This window comes from Bordetella holmesii (assembly GCF_020735985.1).
GTDB lineage: Bacteria > Pseudomonadota > Gammaproteobacteria > Burkholderiales > Burkholderiaceae_B > Bordetella > Bordetella holmesii.
In genome coordinates this window covers 1303823-1327150 of record NZ_CP085973.1, presented here as the reverse complement: position 1 = coordinate 1327150, position 23328 = coordinate 1303823, and the positions used below count along the sequence as shown (strand labels likewise).

The 23328-nt window shown below is 62.8% G+C and carries 24 protein-coding genes and 1 pseudogene; 8 read left to right on the top strand and 17 right to left on the bottom strand.

What is annotated here, in order from left to right; genetic code table 11:
• Nucleotides 1-8 precede the first annotated feature (8 nt).
• On the top strand, nucleotides 9-2282 hold the full coding sequence (locus LK440_RS06345; protein WP_005014115.1) for a heavy metal translocating P-type ATPase: 2274 nt from the start codon (nucleotides 9-11) through the stop codon (nucleotides 2280-2282).
• Nucleotides 2279-2674: a Cu(I)-responsive transcriptional regulator gene (gene cueR, locus LK440_RS06340; protein WP_005014116.1), complete on the top strand. Its 396-nt coding sequence runs from the start codon at nucleotides 2279-2281 to the stop codon at nucleotides 2672-2674. The genes LK440_RS06345 and cueR overlap by 4 nt, the downstream gene beginning before the upstream one ends.
• Here the strand turns inward: cueR and rlmD are convergent.
• Nucleotides 2671-4083 (bottom strand): 23S rRNA (uracil(1939)-C(5))-methyltransferase RlmD, encoded by a 1413-nt coding sequence (gene rlmD, locus LK440_RS06335; RefSeq protein ID WP_025341459.1) that lies wholly within the window; start codon nucleotides 4081-4083, stop codon nucleotides 2671-2673. The two genes, cueR and rlmD, sit on opposite strands and share 4 nt — an antisense overlap.
• Before the next feature lie 185 nt (nucleotides 4084-4268).
• Between rlmD and LK440_RS06330 the strand changes: the two genes are divergently transcribed.
• A protein-coding gene (locus LK440_RS06330) for an IS3 family transposase (RefSeq protein ID WP_101557886.1) occupies nucleotides 4269-5389 on the top strand; the annotation gives its coding sequence in 2 pieces (ribosomal slippage) (nucleotides 4269-4521 and nucleotides 4521-5389; 1122 coding nt in all).
• Between the two features lie 43 nt (nucleotides 5390-5432).
• Here LK440_RS06330 and LK440_RS06325 read toward each other — a convergent pair.
• The 6 genes from LK440_RS06325 to surE all read right to left on the bottom strand — a co-directional run bounded on the left by LK440_RS06325 (nucleotide 5433) and on the right by surE (nucleotide 10366).
• On the bottom strand, nucleotides 5433-6185 hold the full coding sequence (locus LK440_RS06325) for a TorF family putative porin (protein ID WP_005014119.1): 753 nt from the start codon (nucleotides 6183-6185) through the stop codon (nucleotides 5433-5435).
• Nucleotides 6186-6476: 291 nt separating this feature from the next.
• Nucleotides 6477-7052 carry a periplasmic heavy metal sensor gene (locus tag LK440_RS06320; protein ID WP_026087867.1) on the bottom strand — a complete coding sequence of 192 codons (576 nt, stop codon included), beginning with the start codon at nucleotides 7050-7052 and terminating at the stop codon, nucleotides 6477-6479.
• A 116-nt stretch (nucleotides 7053-7168) separates the two neighbouring features.
• A complete protein-coding gene (locus LK440_RS06315; RefSeq protein WP_005014122.1) occupies nucleotides 7169-7948 on the bottom strand; it encodes a 3'-5' exonuclease in 780 nt (259 codons plus the stop codon).
• A complete protein-coding gene (locus tag LK440_RS06310; protein WP_005014123.1) occupies nucleotides 7945-8808 on the bottom strand; it encodes a peptidoglycan DD-metalloendopeptidase family protein in 864 nt (287 codons plus the stop codon). Before LK440_RS06310 ends, LK440_RS06315 begins: the two co-directional genes overlap by 4 nt.
• Before the next feature lie 17 nt (nucleotides 8809-8825).
• Nucleotides 8826-9623: a protein-L-isoaspartate(D-aspartate) O-methyltransferase gene (locus LK440_RS06305; protein ID WP_005014124.1), complete on the bottom strand. Its 798-nt coding sequence runs from the start codon at nucleotides 9621-9623 to the stop codon at nucleotides 8826-8828.
• The gene (gene surE / locus LK440_RS06300; protein WP_005014125.1) at nucleotides 9608-10366 is read right to left on the bottom strand and encodes a 5'/3'-nucleotidase SurE; all 759 of its coding nucleotides are present in this window, start codon (nucleotides 10364-10366) and stop codon (nucleotides 9608-9610) included. Before surE ends, LK440_RS06305 begins: the two co-directional genes overlap by 16 nt.
• Before the next feature lie 164 nt (nucleotides 10367-10530).
• Between surE and plsY the strand changes: the two genes are divergently transcribed.
• Nucleotides 10531-11169 (top strand): glycerol-3-phosphate 1-O-acyltransferase PlsY, encoded by a 639-nt coding sequence (gene plsY, locus LK440_RS06295; RefSeq protein WP_005014126.1) that lies wholly within the window; start codon nucleotides 10531-10533, stop codon nucleotides 11167-11169.
• Here the strand turns inward: plsY and LK440_RS06290 are convergent.
• Genes LK440_RS06290 through LK440_RS06275 form a run of 4 tightly spaced genes read right to left on the bottom strand, consistent with a single transcriptional unit; the run spans nucleotide 11166 to nucleotide 14066 of the window.
• Nucleotides 11166-11744 (bottom strand): DUF4286 family protein, encoded by a 579-nt coding sequence (locus LK440_RS06290; RefSeq protein ID WP_005014127.1) that lies wholly within the window; start codon nucleotides 11742-11744, stop codon nucleotides 11166-11168. The two genes, plsY and LK440_RS06290, sit on opposite strands and share 4 nt — an antisense overlap.
• A gap of 11 nt (nucleotides 11745-11755) precedes the next feature.
• Nucleotides 11756-12289 carry a carboxymuconolactone decarboxylase family protein gene (locus LK440_RS06285; RefSeq protein WP_005014128.1) on the bottom strand — a complete coding sequence of 178 codons (534 nt, stop codon included), beginning with the start codon at nucleotides 12287-12289 and terminating at the stop codon, nucleotides 11756-11758.
• Between the two features lie 4 nt (nucleotides 12290-12293).
• Nucleotides 12294-13256 (bottom strand): Bug family tripartite tricarboxylate transporter substrate binding protein, encoded by a 963-nt coding sequence (locus tag LK440_RS06280; protein ID WP_025341460.1) that lies wholly within the window; start codon nucleotides 13254-13256, stop codon nucleotides 12294-12296.
• Between the two features lie 27 nt (nucleotides 13257-13283).
• Complete coding sequence (locus LK440_RS06275; RefSeq protein WP_005014136.1) at nucleotides 13284-14066, bottom strand: amidohydrolase family protein; 783 nt, start codon at nucleotides 14064-14066, stop codon at nucleotides 13284-13286.
• Between the two features lie 199 nt (nucleotides 14067-14265).
• Between LK440_RS06275 and LK440_RS06270 the strand changes: the two genes are divergently transcribed.
• Nucleotides 14266-15168, top strand: coding sequence for a LysR substrate-binding domain-containing protein (locus tag LK440_RS06270; protein WP_025341462.1), 903 nt, complete (start codon nucleotides 14266-14268; stop codon nucleotides 15166-15168).
• Nucleotide 15169: 1 nt separating this feature from the next.
• Here the strand turns inward: LK440_RS06270 and tsaD are convergent, their stop codons facing one another.
• Nucleotides 15170-16207, bottom strand: coding sequence for a tRNA (adenosine(37)-N6)-threonylcarbamoyltransferase complex transferase subunit TsaD (tsaD, locus tag LK440_RS06265; protein WP_005014139.1), 1038 nt, complete (start codon nucleotides 16205-16207; stop codon nucleotides 15170-15172).
• A gap of 84 nt (nucleotides 16208-16291) precedes the next feature.
• On the opposite strand from tsaD, the gene LK440_RS06260 reads away from it, so the two are divergent.
• The 3 genes from LK440_RS06260 to trxA all read left to right on the top strand — a co-directional run bounded on the left by LK440_RS06260 (nucleotide 16292) and on the right by trxA (nucleotide 19275).
• A complete protein-coding gene (locus LK440_RS06260; RefSeq protein ID WP_005014141.1) occupies nucleotides 16292-17584 on the top strand; it encodes an NCS2 family permease in 1293 nt (430 codons plus the stop codon).
• Nucleotides 17585-17766: 182 nt separating this feature from the next.
• Nucleotides 17767-18783, top strand: coding sequence for an LLM class flavin-dependent oxidoreductase (locus LK440_RS06255; RefSeq protein WP_005014142.1), 1017 nt, complete (start codon nucleotides 17767-17769; stop codon nucleotides 18781-18783).
• 108 nt (nucleotides 18784-18891) lie between these two features.
• Nucleotides 18892-19275, top strand: coding sequence for a thioredoxin (trxA, locus tag LK440_RS06250; RefSeq protein WP_005014143.1), 384 nt, complete (start codon nucleotides 18892-18894; stop codon nucleotides 19273-19275).
• Nucleotides 19276-19278: 3 nt separating this feature from the next.
• Here the strand turns inward: trxA and LK440_RS06245 are convergent.
• The 5 genes and pseudogenes from LK440_RS06245 to LK440_RS06225 all read right to left on the bottom strand — a co-directional run bounded on the left by LK440_RS06245 (nucleotide 19279) and on the right by LK440_RS06225 (nucleotide 23285).
• Nucleotides 19279-19886 (bottom strand): annotated as a pseudogene (locus tag LK440_RS06245) (IMPACT family protein).
• A gap of 23 nt (nucleotides 19887-19909) precedes the next feature.
• Nucleotides 19910-20707, bottom strand: a complete 798-nt coding sequence (locus LK440_RS06240; RefSeq protein WP_005014161.1) for a type 2 periplasmic-binding domain-containing protein — start codon at nucleotides 20705-20707, stop codon at nucleotides 19910-19912.
• 4 nt (nucleotides 20708-20711) lie between these two features.
• Nucleotides 20712-21467 (bottom strand): ABC transporter permease, encoded by a 756-nt coding sequence (locus tag LK440_RS06235; protein WP_005014165.1) that lies wholly within the window; start codon nucleotides 21465-21467, stop codon nucleotides 20712-20714.
• A gap of 8 nt (nucleotides 21468-21475) precedes the next feature.
• Nucleotides 21476-22471, bottom strand: coding sequence for an ABC transporter substrate-binding protein (locus LK440_RS06230; protein WP_005014167.1), 996 nt, complete (start codon nucleotides 22469-22471; stop codon nucleotides 21476-21478).
• Between the two features lie 49 nt (nucleotides 22472-22520).
• Complete coding sequence (locus tag LK440_RS06225; RefSeq protein ID WP_005014168.1) at nucleotides 22521-23285, bottom strand: ABC transporter ATP-binding protein; 765 nt, start codon at nucleotides 23283-23285, stop codon at nucleotides 22521-22523.
• Nucleotides 23286-23328: the final 43 nt, after the last annotated feature.

Genomic DNA, 23328 nt, shown 5'->3' with positions numbered 1-23328 from the left:
CACCCAATATGACTTCTTCTACGCTTGCGTCTGGCCGTATCGAGCTTGCCATCGACGGCATGAGTTGCGCCTCCTGCGTGAAACGCGTTCAGAATGCTTTGGCGGGCGTGCCTGGCGTGACCGAAGCCAGCGTCAACCTCGCGACACAGACCGCCCAGGTGCAGTTAAAGGATACCGATCCCCAGGCTTTGCTGGATGCCGTGGCGCGCGTGGGCTATGAGGCGCACGCATTGACTGCAAACGATCATCATGCCGAGGCACTGGCTAACCAGCGCGCCGCCGAGGCACGCCACTTGAAACGCGCGTTTTGCTGGGCGCTCGCCCTGACGCTGCCCGTATTCATCCTGGAGATGGGTTCGCACCTGTTTGCGCCCATGCATCACTGGGTCACCCACACATTGGGAGAACAGACCAGTTGGATGGTGCAGTTCGCGCTGACCACGCTCGTGCTGCTTGGTCCTGGCCGGGCTTTTTTCAGCAAGGGCTTTGCCGCACTTTGGCGCCGCGCCCCTGAAATGAACTCGCTGGTGGCACTGGGGTCCGGCGCCGCGTGGGCCTATTCCGTGGTGGTGCTGTTTGCGCCGCAGTGGCTGCCGGAGGCCGCGCGCAACGTGTATTTTGAAGCCGCAGCCGTCATCATCACCCTGATTCTGCTCGGCCGCATGCTCGAGGCCCGCGCAAAAGGCAAGACCGGCGCGGCCATCCAGCGTCTGATCGGGCTACAGCCGCGTACCGCGCGCGTGCTGCGCGAGGGCCAGACCGTAGATATCCCGATCGAGCGCGTCCGTGCCGGGGACATCGTCATGGTGCGTCCGGGCGAGAAGATACCCGTGGACGGCGAGATCATCGACGGGCACTCCTATGTGGATGAATCCATGCTGACCGGGGAGCCCTTGCCCGTAGAAAAACAGGCTGGGGCCAAGGCGACCGGGGGCACGCTGAACACCTCGGGCAGTTTCAATCTGCGCGTCACCCATACCGGCGCCGATACGGTGCTAGCCCACATCATCCGGATGGTGGAGAACGCCCAGGGGGCTCGATTGCCCATCCAGGGTCTGGTCGATCAGGTAACGGGCTGGTTCGTGCCTGCCGTGATGGCCGCGGCCACCCTCACCTTCCTGGTATGGCTGATATGGGGGCCGTCGCCTGTCCTGAGCCACGCGCTGGTGGCAGGCGTTGCCGTGCTCATCATCGCCTGCCCTTGTGCCATGGGCCTGGCTACGCCTACGTCGATCATGGTAGGAACGGGGCGAGCCGCCGAGTTGGGGGTATTGTTCCGCCAGGGGGATGCGTTGCAGAGCCTGCGCGATGTCAGGCTGGTAGCGTTCGACAAGACCGGCACGCTCACCTTGGGCAAACCCAAGTTGACCGACATCCAGCCCGCCGAGGGCATGCAAGGCGATACGGTGCTGGGCTGGCTGGCCGCCGTGCAAATGCATTCCGAGCATCCCATTGCGCATGCCATTGTCGCGGCAGCTCAGCAACGGGGCCTGCACCTGCCGGCAGCGCAAGGGTTTGAGGCCGTCACCGGGGCCGGGGTACGCGCCAGCGTGGAGGGCCACCATATCGTCTCCGGCGCGGCGCGCCTCATGCAGGCCGAAGGCGTGGATGTCAGCGGCTTCGGCGATCTGGCCCGAGACTGGGGCGACGCGGGCAAGACCCCCATCTATGTGGCTGCCGACGGCAAGGCCATCGCAATGATGGCCATCGCCGACCCGGTCAAGCCGTCGGCGCGTTCGGCGCTGCAGGCGCTGCACCGCCTCGGTGTGCGCACGGCCATGATTACCGGTGACAACCCACACACCGCCGCTGCGGTCGCTCGCGAACTGGGCATCGACGACGTACACGCCGAAGTCTTGCCAGACGGCAAAGTGCAGGCACTGCAGGCCTTGCGTGCGGCAAGCGGCAAGGTAGCTTTCGTGGGAGACGGCATCAATGATGCACCGGCGTTGGCCGCGGCTGATGTAGGTATCGCCATAGGCAGCGGCACCGACGTCGCCATCGAAGCTGCTTCGGTCGTGCTGATAGCTGACGACTTGCGCGGCGTGCCCAATGCCGTGGCAATCAGCCAGGCCACGATGCGCAACATCCGGCAGAACCTCTTTTGGGCGTTTGCCTACAATGCCGCCCTCATTCCCGTGGCGGCCGGCGCGCTCTATCCGGCCTTCGGACTGCTGCTGTCACCGATATTTGCTGCCGGCGCCATGGCGCTGTCGAGCGTGTTCGTGCTGGGCAATGCCCTGCGACTCAAAACCTTGCGCCCTATTGGAGATCGAGTATGAATATTGGCCAGGCCGCTGGAGCAACCGGCATTTCCGCGAAGATGATCCGCTATTACGAAAGCATCGGTTTGATCAATCCGGCGGCACGCAACGAGGCCGGCTACCGGCGCTACGGGCCAGAAGACCTGCACACGCTGCGCTTTATCCGCCGCGCACGCAATCTGGGATTTTCAGTCGAACAGATGCAGGAATTGCTGGCACTGTGGCGTGACCGCAGCCGTGCCAGCGCCGACGTCAAGCGGATTGCCCTGCAACACGTGGCCGAACTCGAGCGCAAGGTCGCCGAGCTCCGGGAAATGGCCAATACCCTCAAACATCTGGCCCGCCACTGCCAGGGCGATGACAGGCCCGACTGTCCCATCATCGCCGACTTGATCTTGTCGAAAAACTAAGCCGCGGCCGCCTCGGCGGCCGCTTGGCTCGCCAGCCTGGCCTCTTCTGCCTTCAGACGAGCCTGTTCCTGAGCATGCAGCACGTCCGCCTCGGGCAACGATTCGAACACGGCAATGGACTCAACGTGCCCGGTGTGGGGAAACATGTTGATCACGCCGGCAGCCTTCAGTGCATAGCCGCCTTCGTGGACCATGATGGACGCGTCGCGCGCCAGTGTGGCCGGGTTACAGGACACATACACGATGCGGTAAGGCCGCTCGGCGGCGCTCAACAGCGACAGCGCCTGCGCCACCGCGTGGGCGCCTTCGCGCGGCGGATCGATCAGCATCCGGTCAAAATAGCCTAAACCGCGCAGCCATGAGACGTCCACCTCGAACAAGTTGAGTGTGGCGAAACGGGTGGTCGCGGCCAACCCATGACGCGAAGCCGCCTCCATCGCGCGGTCGGTCAGGGCTTTGCTGCCTTCGACACCCACCGCTTCGCGCCCTTGCGTCGCAAGCGGCAATGTGAAGTTGCCCAGGCCACAGAACAGATCGGCCACGCGATCGGTCGGCTGCACGTCGAGCAGGGACAGTGCCCGCGACACCATGGCACGATTGATGGCGTGGTTGACTTGAGTGAAGTCGGTCGGCCGATAGGGCATGCGCAGGCCAAACTCTGGCATGGTGTAGGCCAGTGCATCGGTATGGGCAGGATCGAGTGCATGCACGGTATCCGGCCCCTTGGGTTGCAGCCACCATTGCACATCATGCTCGCGGGCGAATTCGCGCAGGATGGCGATGTCGTGATCGGTCAGCGGCTCGAGGTGGCGCAGCACCAGCGCCGTAACCGCGTCGCCCAACGCCACCTCTATCTGCGGCATCCGTTCGGGCCGCGACATGGACCCTATCATCGCGTGCAAGGGCACCAGCAGGTCGCTCACATGGCGTGGCAGCACATGGCATTCACGCATGTCGGCAACGTAGCTGCTTTTACGTTCGTGGAAGCCCACGAGCACCCCGCCTTTCTTGGGCACGACGCGAACCGACAGGCGGGCGCGATAACGATAACCCCACGTCGGCCCATGCAAAGGCGGCAGCACACGCTGCGGCCGCAGTTTGCCCACGTGCCAGAACGTATCTTCCAGTGCACGCTGCTTGATGGCGACCTGGGACGTTGGCTCCAGGTGCTGCATGGCACAGCCGCCACAGACACCAAAATGCGGGCAACGCGGTTCTACCCGCTGCGCCGAAGGTCTGAGCACCGTCTCGACACGGGCGATTTCATAGGAGGGCTTCTTGCGCACCGTGGCGGCAATCACGCGCTCACCAGGCAACGCCCCCTCCACGAAGACCACTTTGCCATCGCGGCGGGCAATGCCCCTGGCTTCCAGGTCCAGGGACTCGATATTCAAAACTTCGTCGACCATCTCGCAAGCGTCCAGATTCTTAGGCAGCCGAGCATTGTAATGGACTGCGCCTGCCTGCTGCGCCAGCCGGCCCGTGCGGATCTGGGGCCAGCAAAAAGCGGGACGTCGCACCATCGGCGCCGTCCTGACCTGCTCCCCGTGATTAGTACGAAATCGATGTAGAGTCCGTTCCCAAAGGAATGGCAATGAAGAAACGATTTACGGAAGAGCAAATCATCGGCGTGCTCAAGGAAGCCGATGCAGGTGCCAAGCCCGCAGAGTTGTGCCGCAAGCACGGAATCTCCGAGGCAACGTACTACAACTGGAAGGCGAAGTTCGGTGGCATGACGGTGTCGGACGCTCAGAGGCTCAAGGAGCTGGAGCAGGAGAACAACAAGCTCAAGAAGCTGTTGGCCGAGTCGATGCTGGACAAGGCGGCGCTTCAGGATCTGCTAAGCCGAAAGTAGTCAGCCCGCAGGCCAAACGCGAGGCGGTCAGGACATTAATGACCGAGCGCAGCATGGGTGTTACCCGGGCCTGTGGGCTGGTAGGAATTTCGCGGTCGCTGTTTGCCTACGAGAGCACACGCTCAGGCGATGCTGCGCTGACCGAGCGCATGAAAGAGATGGCAGTGGCGAAACGACGCTACGGCTATCGGAGGATCCATGTGCTCTTACGTCGCGAAGGCTGGCAAGCAAATCACAAGCGAATCTGGCGGCTGTACAGTCTGGCAGGGTTAAGCGTGCGAAAACGAAAGCGTAAGCGAATCGCGGCGACCGAGCGCGTGGTTCGCCCAGCGGCAATCGCGCCGAATCAGAGTTGGTCAATGGACTTTGTGGCCGACGGCCTAGCCTATGGCCGCCGATTCCGCTGTTTGACTATCGTCGATGACTACACTCGCGAATGCCTGGCCATCGAGGTCGATACGTCGTTGCCGGGACTGCGTGTTGCCATGGTGCTGCAACGGCTGGCGGAGATGCGTGGCCTGCCGCGATCTATTACCGTGGACAACGGGCCAGAGTTCGCCGGAAGAGCCTTGGACGCCTGGGCCTACCAAGCAGGCGTAAAGCTGTCGTTTATTCGGCCGGGTAAGCCGGTGGAGAACGCTTATATCGAAAGTTTCAACGGCAAGTTCCGCGACGAATGCCTTAACGAGCACTGGTTCTTGTCCCTGCGACAGGCTAAAAGCTTGATCGAAAACTGGCGAGTCGAGTACAACACCGATCGGCCTCACAGCGCGCTCGGATATTTAACGCCGGCGCAATTCGTGCAGGCTCATCAGAAAGAAGGTCTTTTACCCCTGGGCTCTATGTCGGTGCCGTACTAAATCTGGGGGCAGGTCAGTCCCGCCCCACTCTTGTGCGCTGTGGTCAGAAGCTGCGTGCCACCGAAAACACCGCACCGAGTCGGCCAGAAGGATGGCCATACTTGGTCGGCAACCAATTGTCCTTGCTGGCACCCACCGCAGCCACGCCGAATACCCAGCCCTTGATGTCCTTGGTGACGCCTACTTTGTAATCCACATAATGGCCCATGGCATCGCCATTCATGTTGACCTGGTTCTTGAGCTTCTGGTAGCCGACATGGCCGACCAGCCCCCAGCCATCGCCCAGGTCGAAGTTGGCGGTGCCGTCCAGATACCAGGTACCTTTGCTGTCCGGGGTGCTGAAGAAGTCGCTGGGCGTGTAGGAGTACTTCAAGGAGTAGTTGCCATAGCTCAAGCCCACATACAGGTCGGTATTGTTGTAGTTACCGCCTTTGGGTGAACTGGAGCCTGGATAGTAATAGTGCAAGGCCCCCACATCCAGCCCCAGGCCATTGCCGAGGTCGCCTTTCCAGCCGCCATAGAAGTCCATCTCCAGGTTGCCGTCGGTGAAGACGAAATTCGATACGTTGGAGTTCCAGTTGCCCAGATAAAAACCCGAGCTGTGGGTGAGGTCGAAACCGACCTGCGCGGCAGGACGAAAATCGGTTTGCGAGTAACCGCGAAAACGATAGTCGCTGACGATGGCAGCATTGCCGCTCAGGGCAAAGCCTGCACCCAGATCAGTGGGCTCGGCCAGAGCGGGAAACGTCGTGAGAGCACTGATGGCCAAAGGCAGGGAAAGCAAGGTCTTCTTCATTATTCCTGGATCCTGATCGATTGAGGTGGGGCAGACGCAAGTTGCTGAACGTCCGTCCTGCCGACCGTATGGTCTGACCGGCGCACCTGTGATCAAGCATTTTTCATGCCAGGTTTTTTGAAAGTCCCTTGCCCTATATCCGTCCCCGGACCGCGCACCCAGGCGGTGCGGCATCGAATTGGGGACGCTGCTGCGGCGTTGTATTGGTGAAACTTGCGGGAATGCGCCCCAGAATGGCGCGCCATGAAAAAACCCGGCCACCGGCCGGGTTGATCGTTGCGCGGGATGGGATTACTGGGCGGCGGGAGCGGCGCTGGCGGCTTGCCCCGGGCGGCCCGAGCGATGCTCGCCACGCTTGCCGTGATGCTCCTTCATCTTGGCGACACGCTCTTTGACGATCTGCGTCACCTGGGCACGCTGAGCGTCGTTCAGGCTATCCCAGACGGCCAGCCATTGGGTGCGCAGCGCGGTTTCCTGGCTCTCGAACTGAGCTCGGCGCTTGTCACCTTCCGCGGCCAAGGCGTACGGGTCGAGCTTGCCGGCGTTGAGTTGAGCCTGGAGCAGTTCGTGCGGAGCGGGACCGGCCTGGCGGCGTGCCTCCATGGCTTGCTGCGAGGCGTCGCGAGCCTTGTCAAACAACGCCTGCTGCTTGGCGTCGAGCTTGAGCGACGCGACCTGCGCCTTGGACAGCGGGCCCAGACCAGGAATCCACATCCCATCGCGTTCCATCATGGGGCCACGCGGATGGCCTGCTGCAGGCGCCGGGGGGGGAGCATCGGGCGCCGCGACTGCGGGAGCAATAGTCACGCCAGCGGCAATCGCCATGGCGAGGCTGGCAAGCGAAGTACGAAGAGCGGATCGGGACATGATTGAACTCCTGAAGTAAAAGAAGGCAGGATCATTGTGCGATTGCCCGGATTTCATTCAGGTTTCATGCGCGGCTGACTATGTTTCAGTCGATTGCTTGCCGGATGAAAGGAGGATCAGTTGGCGTCCCAGGCCGCGAGGTACTCCTTCCAATGAGGGGCGTCACTGGCCGCCAGCGTATCGCGCACAAGAGCGATTTCAGCGTCATACGAGGCGTGGTCAAGCTCACCACGCAGAAAGCGAAAGCGGCAATAGACCAGCCAGGTGTTGACCACGTCGGTCTCGCAATACGCACGCACGGCGTCGGCCTGCCCCTGATTCCAGGCTTCCCAGACCTTACTGCCATCCATTCCGAGTTTGCCAGGAAAGCCGCAGAGCTTGGCCAGTTCATCGAGCGGAGCATTGGCCCGTCCGTTGTACTTGGCCAGCACATCCATGAGGTCCAGATGACGGGTATGGTAGCGGCTCAGGTAGTTGTTGTATTTGAAGTCCCGGTCTTCGTCGCCCCAATCCCAATACCTTGGCGCCGGCACGCCATGGATGAGACTGCGATAGTGCAGAACGGGCAGGTCGAAGCCCGAGCCATTCCAACTCACGAGCTTTGGCGTGTAGCGCTCGATGGTCTTGAAAAACCCGGCGAGCAATGCGGCTTCGGGATCATCGGGCTGACCCAGTGTTTTGACGCGGAAACCCTGATCGTCTCGAAAGACGCAGCCAACTACCGCCACGCGCTGCAGATGCAGCGGCAGGAAATCGTGCCCGACGGCCTCGCGGCGTGCGGCAAACGCGCGCTCGGCGACTTCCAGGTCGCTGACATCAGGGCCCCATCCATGCAGACGGCGCAGGCCGACCACATCGGGCAAGGTTTCGAGATCGAAAACCAGGGTGGGTGTCATCGAGCGGGCAGATACTGCATAGGATCGACAGGGGTTCCCTGGCGACGGATTTCAAAATGCAGTTTTGGCGCATTGGTGTCCGACTGGCCCAGTTCGGCAATTTTGGCGCCGCGCTTGACGTCCTGCCCCGTCTTGACCAGCAGTGCGCGGTTGTGCGCATAGGCGGTGATGAAGCCATTCTGGTGGTTGATGATGATCAGGTTGCCCAGACCGCGCACGCCATTGCCGCTATACATGACCTTGCCATCGGCCGCGGCCATGACGGGATCGCCTGGATTGCCGGCGATGTCTATGCCCTTGCTGTTGGCGTTGAAGTTCTGCTGGATCTGACCGCTGGACGGCCATCCCCAGTTGATGACTCCGGCGTCGGCAGCCCGCGCGACCGGTTTGGTCTCGGCTGGCGTCGGCGGCGGTGTGACCGGCGTAGCAGGGGTGCTGGTATCGGTGCCAGCGGCGTGACTGTCAGGCGCATCGAGCGGTTTGGCCTGAATCTGGCCGCCTGTGATGGGCTGAGGCTGCGCGTTGCTGCTGGTGGCAGAGGAAAGCTTGAGAACCTGGCCGACGTGAATTTGGTTGGGGTCCGAAAGACTATTGAGGCGCTTGATCGTTTCGATGTCGACGTTGTTGGCACGCGCGATCTTGAATAGCGTATCGCCCGGCTTGACGACATAGCCGCCCGCCGTTGCCGTGGCGCTGGAGGCCGGCTGGTTGGTCAGGTCGACCACGGGCGCGCGCGTGGCTTTGCCCGCGCAACCCGCCAGAGCGACCAGACCTAGCACGCCCGCCCAACGCACGGGGCGGCGCATGATGTTCGTGTTCATGGAAAAAGTCCCGGTCAGTGACAACTGCCCGTTGAGCATACGTATCTCCTGTTTGCTCAAGATTGTATTCCTGGCTTTAAGGGAACGAACCGCACTGCCTCAAGCTCCGTGCGCTTCCAGCTTGCGGTGCCAGTTCGTTCGATGAGGACCAGCCGCTGACTGGTCGAACCTTCGGGTGCGATCAGTCGGCCGCCTGGCGCCAATTGATTCAAAAGCGCCTGGGGAATGGCCAGGCCAGCGGCAGCCACAACAATAGCATCGAATGGCGCCACGCCGGCGACGCCCTGAGTGCCATCGCCGTAGATCAGCCGCACACGAGTCGTCAGCTTCAACGCGCGCAGATTGGTGCGTGCCAATTCATAGAGCCCGCGGATGCGTTCGACGGCATGCACCTCGCGAACGAACTGGGCCAGTACCGCGGCCTGGTAGCCGCAACCAGCACCGACCTCCAGTACACGTGTCGGCGTGCGACCTTCGCAGACCGCGGCAATCATGCGCGCCACGACCCACGGTTGGGAAATGGTTTGAGAGTGCCCGATGGGCAGAGCCGCATCTTCGTAGGCCCGACTGGCCAACGCTTCATCGACAAACACATGCCGCGGCACGATGGCCATGGCATCGAGCACGCGCTCGTCGCTGATTCCTTGCTGTCGCAGGCGTTGCACCATCGCCTGGCGCAGTCGGTCGGAGTTCAGACCGAGGTTGGCCGGGCCGGCTGCCGGCTTGAGCGGCTGCGGACGCTGCAGCGTGGCGGCGGAAATGCGCGTGTTGCTGTTGGCCGGCGTATAGCCAGGCGCCAGGCCCTGGCGCGAGTAGCCTGCGGCCCCGTCTTTGGGATCTACAGGTTTGCGCATAAGGGATTCGCCCATTGACCGACCAGATCGAGCTGGGCGTGTTGCGTCAGGTCCAGCCGCAGCGGGGTCAGCGATACGGCCCCCTCGGCGATGGCATGGAAATCCGTGCCCGGCGCGGCATCGCTGGCCAGGCCTACCGGCCCTATCCAATACACCGTGTCGCCATAAGGCGTGGTGGTACGAACCACGGGCTCGGAGGGGTGCCGCTTGCCCAGACGCGTGACACGCAGCCCGCGCATGTCCTCGTACGGCCGATTGGGAATATTGACGTTGAGCAGTACCGGAGCGGCCAAGGGCTCGGCAATCTGACGCTCGACGATGCGGCGCGCCGCGCGGGCCGCGGACTCAATATGCTCCCAGCCCTTCTCGACCAGCGAAAACGCGATGGCCGGTATACCGAACAGGTAGCCTTCGCTGGCGGCAGCCACCGTCCCGGAGTACAGCGTGTCATCTCCCATATTGGCACCGTTGTTGATGCCGGAGACGACCAGATCGGGCCGCGCGTCCATCAAGCCAGTCAGGGCCACGTGCACGCAATCCGAAGGCGTGCCGTTAACATAGATGAAGCCGTTGGATGCGGTACGCACGGTCAACGGGCGGTTAAGGGTCAGCGAGTTGGATGCGCCACTGTGATTGGTTTCCGGCGCGACCACCGTCAGCTCGCCCAGGCCAGAGAGCGAGTCGACCAGCGCTTCCAGTCCGGGAGCGTTATAGCCATCGTCATTGGAAACCAGAATTCGCATCACATCTCCGCAAGGCGGCCAACGGCCGACAGGCTGCGATTGTACAGTCACTACGATGACATTCGGCGCAAGACCGGATGGACAGCCACGGCCGGCGGGGTAGAATTGCCACCCACACCATCCGCGGCACCTTTTGCGCCGCTCCTCAAAGGGATAGATACGCCATGGTTCTGACCGAGCCCACGCCGTTGTTTGCCGTACTTCTCATCGTGCTGGCCTATTTGATCGGGTCCATCCCTTTTGCAGTGGTCGTCAGCAAGCTGATGGGTTTGCAGGATCCCCGCAGCTATGGGTCCAAGAATCCAGGGGCCACCAATGTGCTGCGCACGGGCAATAAGCTTGCCGCGGCTCTGACCCTGCTCGGTGATGCGGCCAAGGGCTGGTTCGCGATCTGGCTGGCGGTAAAACTGGCCCCGGGCCTGTCGCCGCTGACCTACGCCCTGGTAATGCTGGCGGTGTTTCTCGGCCACCTCTACCCCATTTTTCTGGGATTCAAGGGCGGCAAGGGTGTGGCCACGGCCCTGGGCATTCTGTTCGCGGTCAGTCCATGGCTGGCGCTGGCCACAGTGGCCACGTGGCTCATCGTGGCCGTGGTGTCATGTTACTCGTCGCTGGCCGCACTGGTCGCGGCGTTTTTTGCGCCGGTCTATTACTTCTTCGGCGGTGGGGTGGCCTGGAGCATGAGCACCCCGGCCGCCGTTGCCCTGGTCGCCATCAGCGCCCTGCTCTTTTACCGCCACAGCGCCAATATCGATCGGCTCATCAAGGGCAAGGAGAGCCGCATCGGCGGCAAGAAGGCCTAACCGGCCAGTTTGCGGAACATGGTGCGCCGGGTGTTGCAAAACGCCGGCCGCAGCCGTGAACTCCACTCGCTGCCACGCACCGCAAGCCAGGGCTCGCTGCCAAAGGTCTCGCGGGTGACGAGTTCATAGACGGCGTGGTAGCGCGGGCTGCCATCATGGCAGCGCCAGCGGCGCGCCTGCACCGTGCCCGGCACCCCTGCCAACCCGGGCAGATGCTCCTGCTCATACCAGGCATTGAAGTCTGTCTCCATCTCCGGCAGCACGTCCGTCTCCACCACATAATGCCAGGCACTGGCCTGGCCGTCCGAGCGGCCCGCCAGATCGGCCAGCAGATCCAGCACGCGGGTCTCGGCACCGGGATAGCGCTCATCGACCAACGCACGCATGGCCGCCAGCCCCTGCGGCGAGGCCGAACTGCAATACACATACGTAAAGTCGCTTTCCACATCTACGGCGACGTGGATGTCCACGCGCGCCTGTGGGCAGGCGGCCAGCATATGACCGCGCAGATCACGCGCGGCGCTCTCATCAAGGGCCAGACCGATGATGCGCAATAACAAGGTTTGCATCGACATAGTGATTTTCCTCAGTGACCCACCCGCAGCGCGACCAGCAAGCGGGAAACCATGTTGTAAGCGGCCACGGTGGCGGTCAGGTCGAGCAATCCTTGCTCGTCGAAGTACCCGCGCAACGGCTCGAAGACCGGGTCGGACACCTCGATGTCGCGGGTCATGGCATCGGTGTAGGCCAGTGCCTCGGCCTCGCCGGCGTGCAGGCCGGGAATATCGGCAGGCGCCGGATGAACGCGCAAGGCTTGCACGGTATCGGGCGCCACGCCGGCAGCCAGGACATGGGGCACGTGCGCCTCGAACTCGTACGGCGCTCGATTCAGAATGGCCACGCGAAGAATGACCAATTCGCGTAGCCGCGCCGGCAATGAGTTGCGATTGCGCACAGCACTGAGCATCGCCTCCCAACCCTCACAAATGGGCGCGCTGTTGAGCAGGACCTGGTAGAGCGGCGAGATACGGCCGCGCGCAGCCTGGATGCGGGCCTCCAGGGCAGCCAGTTCGGGGCGGGATCCCGGCGCCACCGGCGCCAGGCGAGAGACATCAGTCATGGGATTACTCCGGTTTGATCTGCTCGCGCTCGATCAGCGAGGACCATTTCTCGCGATCCTTCTGGATCAGCGTTGCAAAGGCCTCGGGCGTGGACGGCGCAGGCTCAGCGCCAAAGGCTTGCAAACGCTGGCGGGTGCTGGCGTCGTCCAGAGCGTTGCGCACAGCCTGGTTCAGTTTGGCGACGGTCTGCGGTGGCGTGGCGGCCGGGGCCAGAAGACCATACCAGTTGTTCGACTCCACGCCGGCGATGCCCTGCTCGGCCAGCGTCGGGACTTGCGGCAACAGCGGATGGCGGGTGGGCGCTGCGATACCCAGCACCTTGAGCTTGCCGCCCTGGATATGCCCGATGAGGCCGGGAACGTCCCCGAAGAAGCCGGCGACCTGATTGCCCATCACGTCATTGATGACAGGAGCTGCGCCTTTGTAGGGCACATGCAATACGTTCGCATGGCTGGCATCCGAGAACATTTCCAGAGTCAGGTTGGGGATGCTGCCCACGCCGGACGAACCGATTGCCACCGATTGAGCCCCTCCCTTGGATCGCTGCACGAAATCGGCGGCGTCTTTGGCTGGATTGGCCGGGTTGACGACAAAGGCGGTCGCGTTATTGACGACCAGCGAGACCGGTGCGAAGTCTTCCTTGGGGTTGTAGGGAAGCTCTTTATACAGCGCGGGGCTGATGGCGACCGCCCCGACGCTGGTCAGAAACAGTACCGACCCATCGGCAGGGGCTTTGGCAACGAAGGCCGCACCAATATTGCCATTGGCGCCCGCCTTGTTCTCGACAATGATTTGGCGGCCGAGCTCTTTGCCCAGGCGTTCGGCCAGAACACGGCCGACCAGATCGACCGGCCCGCCCGGAGGGAACGCCACGATCAGGCGTACGGTCTGTTCGGCATGGACGGGCACCGCGCTCAAGGTTGCACACAACGCCAGGGCGCAGGCGAGGAAGGACTTATTCATCATTGTCTCCGTTATAGGAATGAAATCAGGTCAAGCTAGTTCGTACAACCGCGCAGGGTTATCGACGAGGATGCGGTGTCGCAACTCTGCATCGGGCACAGCGAGAAACAGCGCGTCGACGACTTCGCCGTCATCGGGCATGTCGCCGCGCACATTGGGATGAGGCCAGTCGCTGCCCCAAAGCACGCGCTCAGGCATCGCTTCTGCCAGCGCGTGCATGAAGGGCAGCCCCTCATGGAACGGCCGCTTGCCCTGGCTGATGCGATCGATGCCCGAGATCTTGACCCAGGCACCCGGCTCGGCGGCCAGGCCGAGCAATCCGCGAAACGCCGCGTCATTCAGGCCGCGTGCGGCCTGAATCCGGCCCATGTGGTCGACCACATAGGGCAGCGGCAAGCGCTTGAGCAAAGGCAGCAGCCCCGGCAGGCTTGCGCCGTCGACATGCAGGCAAAAATGCCAGCCCAATGGCGCGATACGTCCGGCCAGCGCCAGCACCGTCGCCTCCTCGGGTGGCGCACCCAAGTGGGGTACGAAATTGAGCCGCGCGCCTCTCACACCGGCCACATGCAGGGCTTGCAGTTCCGCTTCGGCGATGTCAGGTGCTATCACAGCCACGCCGCGATAGCGGCCCTGCGATTGGCTAAGCGCGTCAAGCAAGGCGCTGTGATCCGCGCCGTGACAGGCCGCCTGCACCACGACGGCGTGTGTGACGCCGATGTGCCGATGCAAGGCAGCCAGGCGCTCATAGGGAGCGTCCGGCGGGGTGTAACTGCGACCTTCGGCGTAGGGAAATCGGTCGGGGGGGCCGAACACATGACAGTGCGTGTCCCACGCGCCCGGCGGCAACGCGTGACGGGGACGGCTGGGGTGTTCTAGCGGAGGCAGGCAATCCGGCATGATGGGCCAATGAAGGAAAGCTGACATGGTGCGCGAGGCCGGATCAACTAACAATGAAATATCTGTGATTTCAGGTATGCTTTTTCTCTATAACTATTGCGACCGCCCTGCTGTCATGGACCTCAAACAGATTGAGTACTTCGTCAATGTTGCCGAACGGCGCAGCTTCTCGCGTGCCGCCGAAGCGCTGGACGTGGCCCAGCCAACATTGAGCCGGCAGGTTCGGCTGTTGGAGCTGGAGCTCGAGCAGCATCTGCTCTATCGCAACGGCCGCGGTGTGGAACCCACGGAAGCCGGTCTGCGTTTCCTGGGGCATGCGCGAGGTTTGCTGGCGCTAGCCGCTCGGGCACGCGAAGACCTGCGCGGTCTGCGCGCGTCTCCCAGCGGCAAGGTGGTGGTTGGATTGCCGCCGCGCATCGCGCGGGTGCTGACCCCTCCTCTTGTGGCAACGTTCAGGCAAACCTTTCCCGATGCCGCCATTACCGTCGCCGAAGGCCTGTCCGCACAAATGCGGGAGTGGCTGTTATCTGGCAGGGTGGATCTGGCCCTGCTTTATGATCCGCCTGCCACACCGCAACTGGCCACGGAGCTCCTGCTGCGAGAGGAGCTGGTACTGGTGGCGCCACGACAGCGCCAACCGCCCCTTCCCGCGCACATCCCGCTTGCCGCGTTGACTGACATCCCGCTCATTCTGCCCAGCTCACCCAACGCCATCCACACACTGGTCGAAGGCGTGTGCCGGCGGCATGGTGTGCGATTGAACGTCGTGACCGAGGTGGATGCGGTGCAGACCATTGTGGAGCTGGCCTCGCAAGGGCAGGCCTGCGCGATCTTGCCGCGCTCGGCAGCGCTGGACGACAGGGCACTGGCGGTCTGCCATATCGAATCGCACCCCCTGCGCAACCAGTTGGTGCTGGCCACGCCGCGCCAGCGTCCGGCCACCCGTCTGGCCGAGGCCACAGCCCGGCTGATGCGCAGTATGGATGTGCAGGCGTTGCTCTACCGGCAACCCGCCTGACCTAAGCAGCCTGCAACTCGTCCAGATCCCATCGCGGGCGCACGGTGAACGCGTGGTCACCTTCGGCCAGGTCGGCCAACCCCGCTTTGACGCGTTCAGCCGCAGCAAACGCAATCATGGCGCCGTTGTCGGTACAGAGTTCAAGAGGCGGAAAGTAGGCCGTGGCGCGCATGCGCGGCAATGCTTCGCCCAGCCGTTGGCGCAGCAGCTTGTTGGCCCCCACACCTCCGGCCACCACCAGGCGGCGCAGCCCGGAGGCTTTGAGCGCGCGGATGGATTTGGCAGCCAGGACGTCGATGATGGCTGCCTGAGTGGCTGCGGCAAGGTCGGCGCGGGACTGCTCGTCGAGCGCGCCGTTTTGCGTGGCGGCCTTGACGCGTGTGAGAACGGCAGTCTTCAGGCCACTGAAACTGAAGTCCAGGTCGCCACTATGCAACATAGGACGAGGCAGCTCAAATCGCGAAGCATCGCCTTGCTCGGCCAATCGCGACAGCGCCGGCCCGCCCGGATAACCCAGGCCCATGAGCTTGGCCGACTTATCGAACGCCTCGCCGGCTGCATCGTCGAGGGTTTCGCCCAACAACGTGTAGCGCCCCACACCATCGACCCGCATGAGCTGGGTGTGACCGCCCGAAACCAGCAAGGCCACGAAAGGAAAATCGGGCCGAGGGTCCGCCAGCAGCGGTGAGAGCAAATGCCCTTCGAGGTGATGAATGGCAATGGCGGGCAACCCCAAGGACCATGCCAGCGACTGCGCCACACTGGCGCCGACGAGCAACGTACCGGCCAGCCCGGGGCCTGCCGTATAGGCAATTGCCCCAATGTCGCGCCGCTGCAGGCCCGCGCGCTCGAGGACCTCGCGCGTGAGCGGGACAATGCGGCGGATATGGTCGCGCGAAGCCAGCTCGGGGACGACCCCGCCGTATTCCTGATGCATGGCGATTTGCGAGTGCAGCGCATGGGCCAGGAGGCCTCGTTGCGTGCAAACGGCAGCTACGCCCGTTTCATCGCAGGAGCTTTCAAAACCGAGAATAATCATGGCCCTGGAGTTTACACGGTGCCAAAATACGCCATGCGCGGGGAGGCCGCGTTTTTTCCAATCCGCACGCTACCGGGAATAATAATGCTGGAGAAGCTTTTCAAACTGCGCGAGCATGGCACCTCGGCCAAGACCGAGGTCATCGCAGGACTGACGACCTTCCTGACGATGTCATACATCATCTTCGTCAACCCTGACATTCTGTCGTCGACGGGAATGGATCGCAGCGCGGTTTTCGTGGCCACCTGCCTGGCCGCTGCCTTGGGCTCGCTGATCATGGCTTTGGTGGCCAACTGGCCCATCGGTATGGCGCCGGGCATGGGGTTGAATGCCTTTTTCGCGTTCACCGTGGTCAAAACCATGGGCTACACCTGGGAACAGGCGCTGGGCGCCGTCTTCATCTCGGGCGTGATCTTCCTGATACTGACGATCTCCGGCATCCGCGCCTGGCTGATACGCGGCATCCCGCATTCTCTGCGCAGCGCCATTGCGGCTGGGATCGGGCTATTTCTGGCCATTATCGCGCTGTCGAGCGCAGGCATCGTGGTGCCGCATCCGGCCACCAAAGTCACCTTGGGCGATCTGCGCGGCCACGCTCCGCTGTTCGCGATTCTGGGGTTTTTCATCATCGCGGTGCTTGATGCCTTGCGTGTGCGCGGCGCGATCCTGATTGGCATTCTGGTGGTAACGGTGCTGTCCATGGCGCTGGGCTACAACGAGTTCAAGGGTGTGTTTTCGGCTCCGCCCAGCCTCGCTCCGACCTTCATGAAACTCGACGTCATGGGTGCGCTGCACAGCGGCCTGGTGCATGTCATCCTGGTGTTCGTGCTGGTAGAAGTGTTTGACGCGACCGGCACACTCATGGGCGTGGCCAAGCGCGCAGGCCTTGTGCCCGAAGATCGGCCAAATCGCCTGGGCCGCGCCCTGTTTGCCGACAGCACCGCCATCGTGGCCGGCTCGGTGCTGGGCACCAGCAGTACCACCGCTTTTGTCGAAAGCGCCTCGGGCGTTCAAGCGGGAGGACGTACGGGCATGACGGCCCTGGTCGTCGCGCTGCTGTTTCTGGCTGCGCTGTTCATCTCACCGCTGGCGGGCTCCGTGCCAGCCTATGCCACGGCGCCCGCCCTGCTGTACGTTGCCGGGCTGATGATGCGCGAGCTGGTGGACATCGATTGGAATGACGTATCGGAAGCCACTCCGGCCGCCTTGACGGCGCTGATCATGCCGTTTACGTACTCGATTGCCAATGGCCTGGCGTTCGGCTTTATCAGTTATGTCGTGCTCAAGGCGTTTACGGGCCGCATCCGAAGCGTGCACCCGGCTACCTGGCTGGTCGCCGCGCTGTTTGTGATCCGTTACGCATTTTTCCCTGAGTGACGTGCCAAGGTCCCGGGAGCCTGCCGCTGCCGGGACAATCGGGCCGATACGCTCAGACTATCGACCCGCCCGATAGCAAGGTTGCTCGGACTTGTGATTAAAAAGGCCGATACACTCCCCATATAGAAACTTGAATATTCATAGTTGGCAACTGCGGCCGGCATGAAGACGGAGTGATATCCATGAGCGTATTGGCCACTATTCCTTTCTCGGTCCTCGACCTTGCCCCTATCGTGCAGGGCTGTACGCCGGCGGATGCCTTCCGCAGCACGGTGGATCTGGCGCAGCATGTCGAACGGCTGGGATATCGGCGCTTCTGGCTGGCCGAGCACCACAACATCACGGGCGTGGCCAGCAGCGCCACCGCCGTCCTCATCGGGCTCGTAGCCAGTCAGACGCAGACACTGCGAGTGGGCTCGGGCGGCATCATGCTGCCCAATCACGCGCCGTTGATCATCGCCGAGCAGTTCGGCACGCTGGAGAGCCTCTATCCGGGCCGCATCGATCTGGGCCTGGGACGCGCGCCCGGCAGTGACGGTGCCACGCAGCAGGCACTGCGCCGAGGCCCACGCAGCGGCCTGGAGTTTCCCGCACTGGTGCAGGAGCTGCGCGCTTACTTTGCGCCCGAGCGGCCGGGCCAGGCCGTGCGCGCCATTCCCGGCGCGGGCCTGGATGTCCCGATCTGGCTGTTGGGCTCGAGCGATTTTTCCGCTCGCATGGCCGCCGAGCTAGGCCTGCCTTTTTCGTTTGCCGGCCATTTTTCGCCGGAAGGGATGGCCGCCATGCGCCTGTACCGGCATCTGTTCAAACCCTCGGCTACCCTGGCTCGTCCCTACTCCATGATCGGTGTGCCCGTCGTAGCAGCACCCACCGATGAAGAAGCCCAATTACTGGCGACCACGCAGCAGTTGAAGTTTCTGTCGCTCATCCGCGGCAACCGCCTGCCTTTGCAGCCGCCGGTTGAAAACATGGACGAGCACTGGAACGAATGGGAACGTGCCGCGGTCGAACAGAAACTGGGAGCGGCCATCGTCGGAGGACCGGATACCGTCAAGCGCAAGCTTGAGGATATTGTCGCGCGCACCGAAGCCGATGAGGTCATGATCGTCTCGGACTTCTATCGCCATGAAGACCGGATGCGCTCCTACGACATTGTCGCGTCGCTCAAGCAGCGCGACGGCGTAGGTCGAGCCGCCTGAGGTCAACTGGCCGGGCCGCGTTGGCGGCCCGCGCTTGAATCGCGATCGCCGATCGCGCAAACTGGGTGAAACCCGCCCCTAACGCCGGCACCCGGCAAGGACAACGCCATGAGCATCGTCGAACTCACCAAAGACTCTTTCCAGGACGCCATCACGCCGGATGGTACCTTGATCATCGATTTCTGGGCCCCGTGGTGCGGCCCTTGCCGAGGGTTTGCGCCCGTTTTCGAGCAGGCTGCCGAAAAGCATGGCGATGTGACGTTCGCCAAGGTCAACACTGACGTCGAACAGGAATTGGCCGGCGCGCTGGGCATCCGTTCCATTCCCACTCTGATGGTATTCCGCGAGAAGGTGCTGCTGTTTTCGCAACCCGGTGCCCTGAGTGCCGGTCAGCTTGAAGAGCTGCTGACCAAGGTCAAGGAAGTGGACATGGCCCAGGTCCATCGCGATATTGCCGAGGCGCAGGAAAAAGCAGAAGGCGACCCGGCCTGAGAATCAACCCTCTGGCACTGTCTGCGGTGGTTGCAGGACGTGCCAGTGGGACTGCCCGCGCGTGATGTTGGCTGCGACGCGCGCCAGTTCGCTCTGCACGGCAGCCGGCATCTCCACGACCAACGCCACACCTGTGGCGTCATAGTCTTCAGCCAGGATGTGTGCGCCCGCTGCCGCCAAACGCATTCTGAGCACAGGCTGCTCGGCAAAGCTGCAGCGGCAGCTCACCTGTACGGCGGGGATGATTTCCAGATAGTGTCCGGCCCGCAGGCAATTGGCCGCGCAACCGCCATACGCGCGTACCAGACCGCCGGCGCCCAGCTTGATGCCGCCAAACCACCGCACCACCAACACCGCCACTCGGTCTAGGCTCTGCCCGTCTATGGCTTGCAGGATAGGCCGGCCGTGCCGCCAGGCTCGCCATCGTCGTTGTACCGGTACGCGTTGCCGATACGATAAGCCCAGCAGTTGTGAGTAGCATCGGCAACACTGTGAGCCGACACAAACGCCATGGCCTCGGCCACGCTGGCCACGGGAGCCGCATGCGCGGCGAAACGGCTTTTTTTGATGTCTTCCTGGAAGGAACAGGCGGCGGCTAGGGTCTGCAGCATACGCCGCCATTGTACTGCGGGGCTCAGCCGTGGCAGTCAGGCACTTCCTGATCGAGATAGACGTCGAAGGCCACATCGCGCGCCCATTTGGCTGCCATCGCCGTCCAGGCGCCGGTGGCCTGCCAACTGCGCATTTCGTTTTGCAGCCAGACGGTGTCGCGCGGGCTCGTCAACCAGCCGAGGTCAGCGCGCGGGCCGTCTGCCGGTAGCGTCGAGGAGAATTTGCGCCACTCCGGAAAACGCATAAGCGCCGTCCATACCGTGCCGTCGATCAAGGCAATATCGCACTGCCCTTCGCGCACGGCCACCAACGCATCCGAAGGCGCTCGATAGGTTTGTACCCGCGCATCGTGCGCAACGGCCAGCGTCTGCGCCCGCAGATTCGATTGCGCCATGCATACGCGTTTACCTGCCACCTGGGGCCAGATGCGTAGCGGCGTATCGCTGCGGATCACGGCCTTGGGCTGCATGCTCACGCGCGCGCTGATCCAACCTTGCGAAGGTGGACTGCCAACCGTCTGCTCGGCCAGCACCACGTCTGCCCTGCCCTCGGTTAACGCAGCCTGCGCCTGCGACGCAGGAACCTCCACCAATACCAAGGGCAAGTTCAGGCGCGCGGCCAGGCGGGCCGCAGCGGGCACTGCAAGTCCTTCCGGGGTACGAACTTTGGCGCCGGCCAGCGGCGCTGGCGCCAGCGCCGGCACGCCCACACGCAACTCGCCGCGCGCCCGCGCGGGCGCAAATACCTCCTGAGCCTGCACGGACGCGCCGCACATGGCGGCGACGGCCAGAAACAACGGAGGCAGCCAGGCGGGTTTCATGCGCTCACACGTACTGATAGCGCAACAGTCGATGCTTGAGGTTTTCAAGCACGAACTGATCGATCAACGCAGCCAACACGGCAATGACCAGGATATTGGTCATCACGCCCGTCATATCGGCGATTTCGCCTGAGTAAGCCAACGAACGGCCCAGACCCTTGCCAAAACCGATCAGCATTTCTGCCGAGATCAAGGCTCGCCAGGCATTGCCGAACGCCAACTGCGCGCCCGTAATGAGTTCAGGCATGACTGCTGGCAGATAAACGCGTTTGACCAGTCCCCATGGTGAAGCGCCCATGACGCGCGCTGCCGAGACATGCACCCGTTGTACAGACTCGGTGGCGTTCATCACGCTCAGGGCTGCCGGGAAGAAGGCCGACAGCGCCACCACCACGATGATCGGGGTGCTGCCAAAACCCATGACAATCAGGAAAAGCGGCACCCAGGCAATCGAGGGGATGGATTGGAGAATGACGATGGCGCTGCGCAGAACCTCGCGGAAAAAATAGAGCAGTGCCGCCACCAGACCAAAGCCTATGCCGGCCACCAGCGCCAGGCCATAACCCGCTCCCAGCCGCGCCAGCGTGCCCAGCAACGCCTGATGAAAACTGCTTTTGCCGAGCTCTTCATAAAGGCGGGCCAAGACCGTGGGTACGCCGGGCATCAGGAAGTCCGGCAGCAACCATGCCGCCGTCTGCCACAACAGCAAAATGAAGGCTACGCCAAGTACCCCGGCCAGGTACTTGCGCGCGCCGGTCACTCGGGAGCTCAAAGTTTACGAGCCTCTTGCCAGGACAGATCGACAATCGACGAGACATCGTAGGGCTTGCCATCACGCGTCTTGAGCGAACCTTGAGCCTGCAGGATGTCAGCGATCTCCTGCATACGCTTGGTGTCCTTGGCGGTGAGCGCCGGCGTGAACACCTGAGTACGGATCGCTTCGCTGATCACCGTCTCACGCGGCAGTTCGCCACGCGACAAGGTCTTGAGGGTAGGTTCGGCGATAAAGTAGGAAGCAATCAGCTTGGAGGCTTCGTCAGGCTTTTTCTGCAACAGGTCGATGGCGGACTTTTGCGCATCCAACGCCTTCCACACGTCGTCCTTGCGCTTGGCCAGCACGTCACCCGAGGTGATCACGACCATGCAGGGAAACGGCCAGGATTGACCCACTTCATAGATTTGCTTGACCGGCGCGATCAGTTGCGCGATTCGGTCGTAGGGCTCGAAGAGGAAGGCCGCGTCGACGCGCTTGCCGACAAGCGACTGCACGGCGACCGCGGGGCTGACGCCCATCACGTTGACGTCGCCGTCGGCCAGTTTGCCTTCTTTGAGAACCACGCCCTTGAGCACGACGTCTGCTGTGCTGCCTTCGGCCTGAGAGGCCAGTGTTTTGCCCTTCAGCCCGGCGATATCCTTGATGCCGCTGTCATCGCGCACGAGCAAGGAGTGGTAGCCCTGCTGCGCGCCGCCGACGACCTTCAGGTCCGCGCCCTTGGAGGCCCAGGCCACGGCGTTGGTAAAGCCCAGCACGCCGATGTCGAGCTGACCGCCCACAATGGCCTTGATGAGGTCGGTTCCCGACTTGAATTCGATCAGCTCGGTATCGAGCCCTGCTTTCTGATAAAAGCCGCCTTCCTGCGCGACGATGGCCTGCGCGTCGTCCATGACACGCAGGTAGCCGACGCGGAACTTCTCAGCTGCCATGGCCGGTGCGGCCAACAGTGCGGCTGCCAGAGGCAGGGCCAACCATTGCTTGAACTTCATCCAGATCTCCAGTATTGCGAATAAGGGCGCGCCAGGCGGGCCCGATAATTTAGGCAGCCAGTGTCTGGGCGCCGTGGTCTTGACCGACGGCAATGCCCAGCAGGCTCAGGATTTCGCGCTTCTCGCCCGCCAGATCGGCCAGATCATGCGTCTTGGCGCGGTGAGTCAGGTTGAACTCGCGCAGCACACGCGCCGGGCGCGCCGAAAAAACGACGATGCGGTCGGCAAGGAACAAGGCTTCGTCGACGTCGTGCGTAACCAGCAAGACCATCGGTTTCTCTTCACGAATCAATTGCCGCAACACATCCTGCAGGCTCAAGCGCGTCAGAGCATCAAGAGCGCCGAAAGGCTCGTCCATCAGCAGCGTCTGTGGCTGCGCGATAAAAGCGCGCGCCAGCGCCGCGCGCTGGCGCATACCGCCAGAGACCTGATGAGGATAGTAGTGTTCGAACCCGTTGAGTCCGACGCGAGCCAGCCAGGCGTCGGCAGCCGCGCGCGCCTGGCGCTTGGGGGTCTTCTGAAACTCCAGGGCCAACGCCACGTTGTCCCGCAGGGTCAGCCAAGGGTAGAGCGCGTGCTCCTGAAAGACCAAGGTGCGGCTGGGATGCGGACCACCCACGGGCTGGACATCGGCCAGTACCCGGCCTTGCGTGGCCTTCTCCAGGCCAGCGGCCAGATGCAACAAGGTGGACTTGCCGCAACCGGACGGCCCCACCAGGGCGACCAGCTCTCCGGTCTTGAACTCACTGGAGAAGCCATCGACGACGAGGAGGTCGCCGTACTGCTTGTGAACGTGGTCGAAAGTCAGATTCATGAGTATCTCGGCCGCCGGACGGCGGGTTGATGCACAATCTAAC

Coding starts and splice junctions, on each gene's coding strand:
- LK440_RS06305 (WP_005014124.1), bottom strand. CDS start 9,623: ATGCGCAAACCTGTAGATCCCAAAGACGGGGCCGCAGGCTACTCGCGC.
- LK440_RS06260 (WP_005014141.1), top strand. CDS start 16,292: ATGCTGGAGAAGCTTTTCAAACTGCGCGAGCATGGCACCTCGGCCAAG.
- LK440_RS06345 (WP_005014115.1), top strand. CDS start 9: ATGACTTCTTCTACGCTTGCGTCTGGCCGTATCGAGCTTGCCATCGAC.
- LK440_RS06310 (WP_005014123.1), bottom strand. CDS start 8,808: ATGCTCAACGGGCAGTTGTCACTGACCGGGACTTTTTCCATGAACACG.
- plsY (WP_005014126.1), top strand. CDS start 10,531: ATGGTTCTGACCGAGCCCACGCCGTTGTTTGCCGTACTTCTCATCGTG.
- LK440_RS06270 (WP_025341462.1), top strand. CDS start 14,266: ATGGACCTCAAACAGATTGAGTACTTCGTCAATGTTGCCGAACGGCGC.
- LK440_RS06280 (WP_025341460.1), bottom strand. CDS start 13,256: ATGATGAATAAGTCCTTCCTCGCCTGCGCCCTGGCGTTGTGTGCAACC.
- LK440_RS06230 (WP_005014167.1), bottom strand. CDS start 22,471: ATGAAGTTCAAGCAATGGTTGGCCCTGCCTCTGGCAGCCGCACTGTTG.
- cueR (WP_005014116.1), top strand. CDS start 2,279: ATGAATATTGGCCAGGCCGCTGGAGCAACCGGCATTTCCGCGAAGATG.
- LK440_RS06225 (WP_005014168.1), bottom strand. CDS start 23,285: ATGAATCTGACTTTCGACCACGTTCACAAGCAGTACGGCGACCTCCTC.
- LK440_RS06255 (WP_005014142.1), top strand. CDS start 17,767: ATGAGCGTATTGGCCACTATTCCTTTCTCGGTCCTCGACCTTGCCCCT.
- LK440_RS06325 (WP_005014119.1), bottom strand. CDS start 6,185: ATGAAGAAGACCTTGCTTTCCCTGCCTTTGGCCATCAGTGCTCTCACG.
- LK440_RS06320 (WP_026087867.1), bottom strand. CDS start 7,052: ATGTCCCGATCCGCTCTTCGTACTTCGCTTGCCAGCCTCGCCATGGCG.
- LK440_RS06285 (WP_005014128.1), bottom strand. CDS start 12,289: ATGACTGATGTCTCTCGCCTGGCGCCGGTGGCGCCGGGATCCCGCCCC.
- LK440_RS06315 (WP_005014122.1), bottom strand. CDS start 7,948: ATGACACCCACCCTGGTTTTCGATCTCGAAACCTTGCCCGATGTGGTC.
- rlmD (WP_025341459.1), bottom strand. CDS start 4,083: ATGGTCGACGAAGTTTTGAATATCGAGTCCCTGGACCTGGAAGCCAGG.
- tsaD (WP_005014139.1), bottom strand. CDS start 16,207: ATGATTATTCTCGGTTTTGAAAGCTCCTGCGATGAAACGGGCGTAGCT.
- LK440_RS06290 (WP_005014127.1), bottom strand. CDS start 11,744: ATGTCGATGCAAACCTTGTTATTGCGCATCATCGGTCTGGCCCTTGAT.
- surE (WP_005014125.1), bottom strand. CDS start 10,366: ATGCGAATTCTGGTTTCCAATGACGATGGCTATAACGCTCCCGGACTG.
- trxA (WP_005014143.1), top strand. CDS start 18,892: ATGAGCATCGTCGAACTCACCAAAGACTCTTTCCAGGACGCCATCACG.
- LK440_RS06240 (WP_005014161.1), bottom strand. CDS start 20,707: ATGAAACCCGCCTGGCTGCCTCCGTTGTTTCTGGCCGTCGCCGCCATG.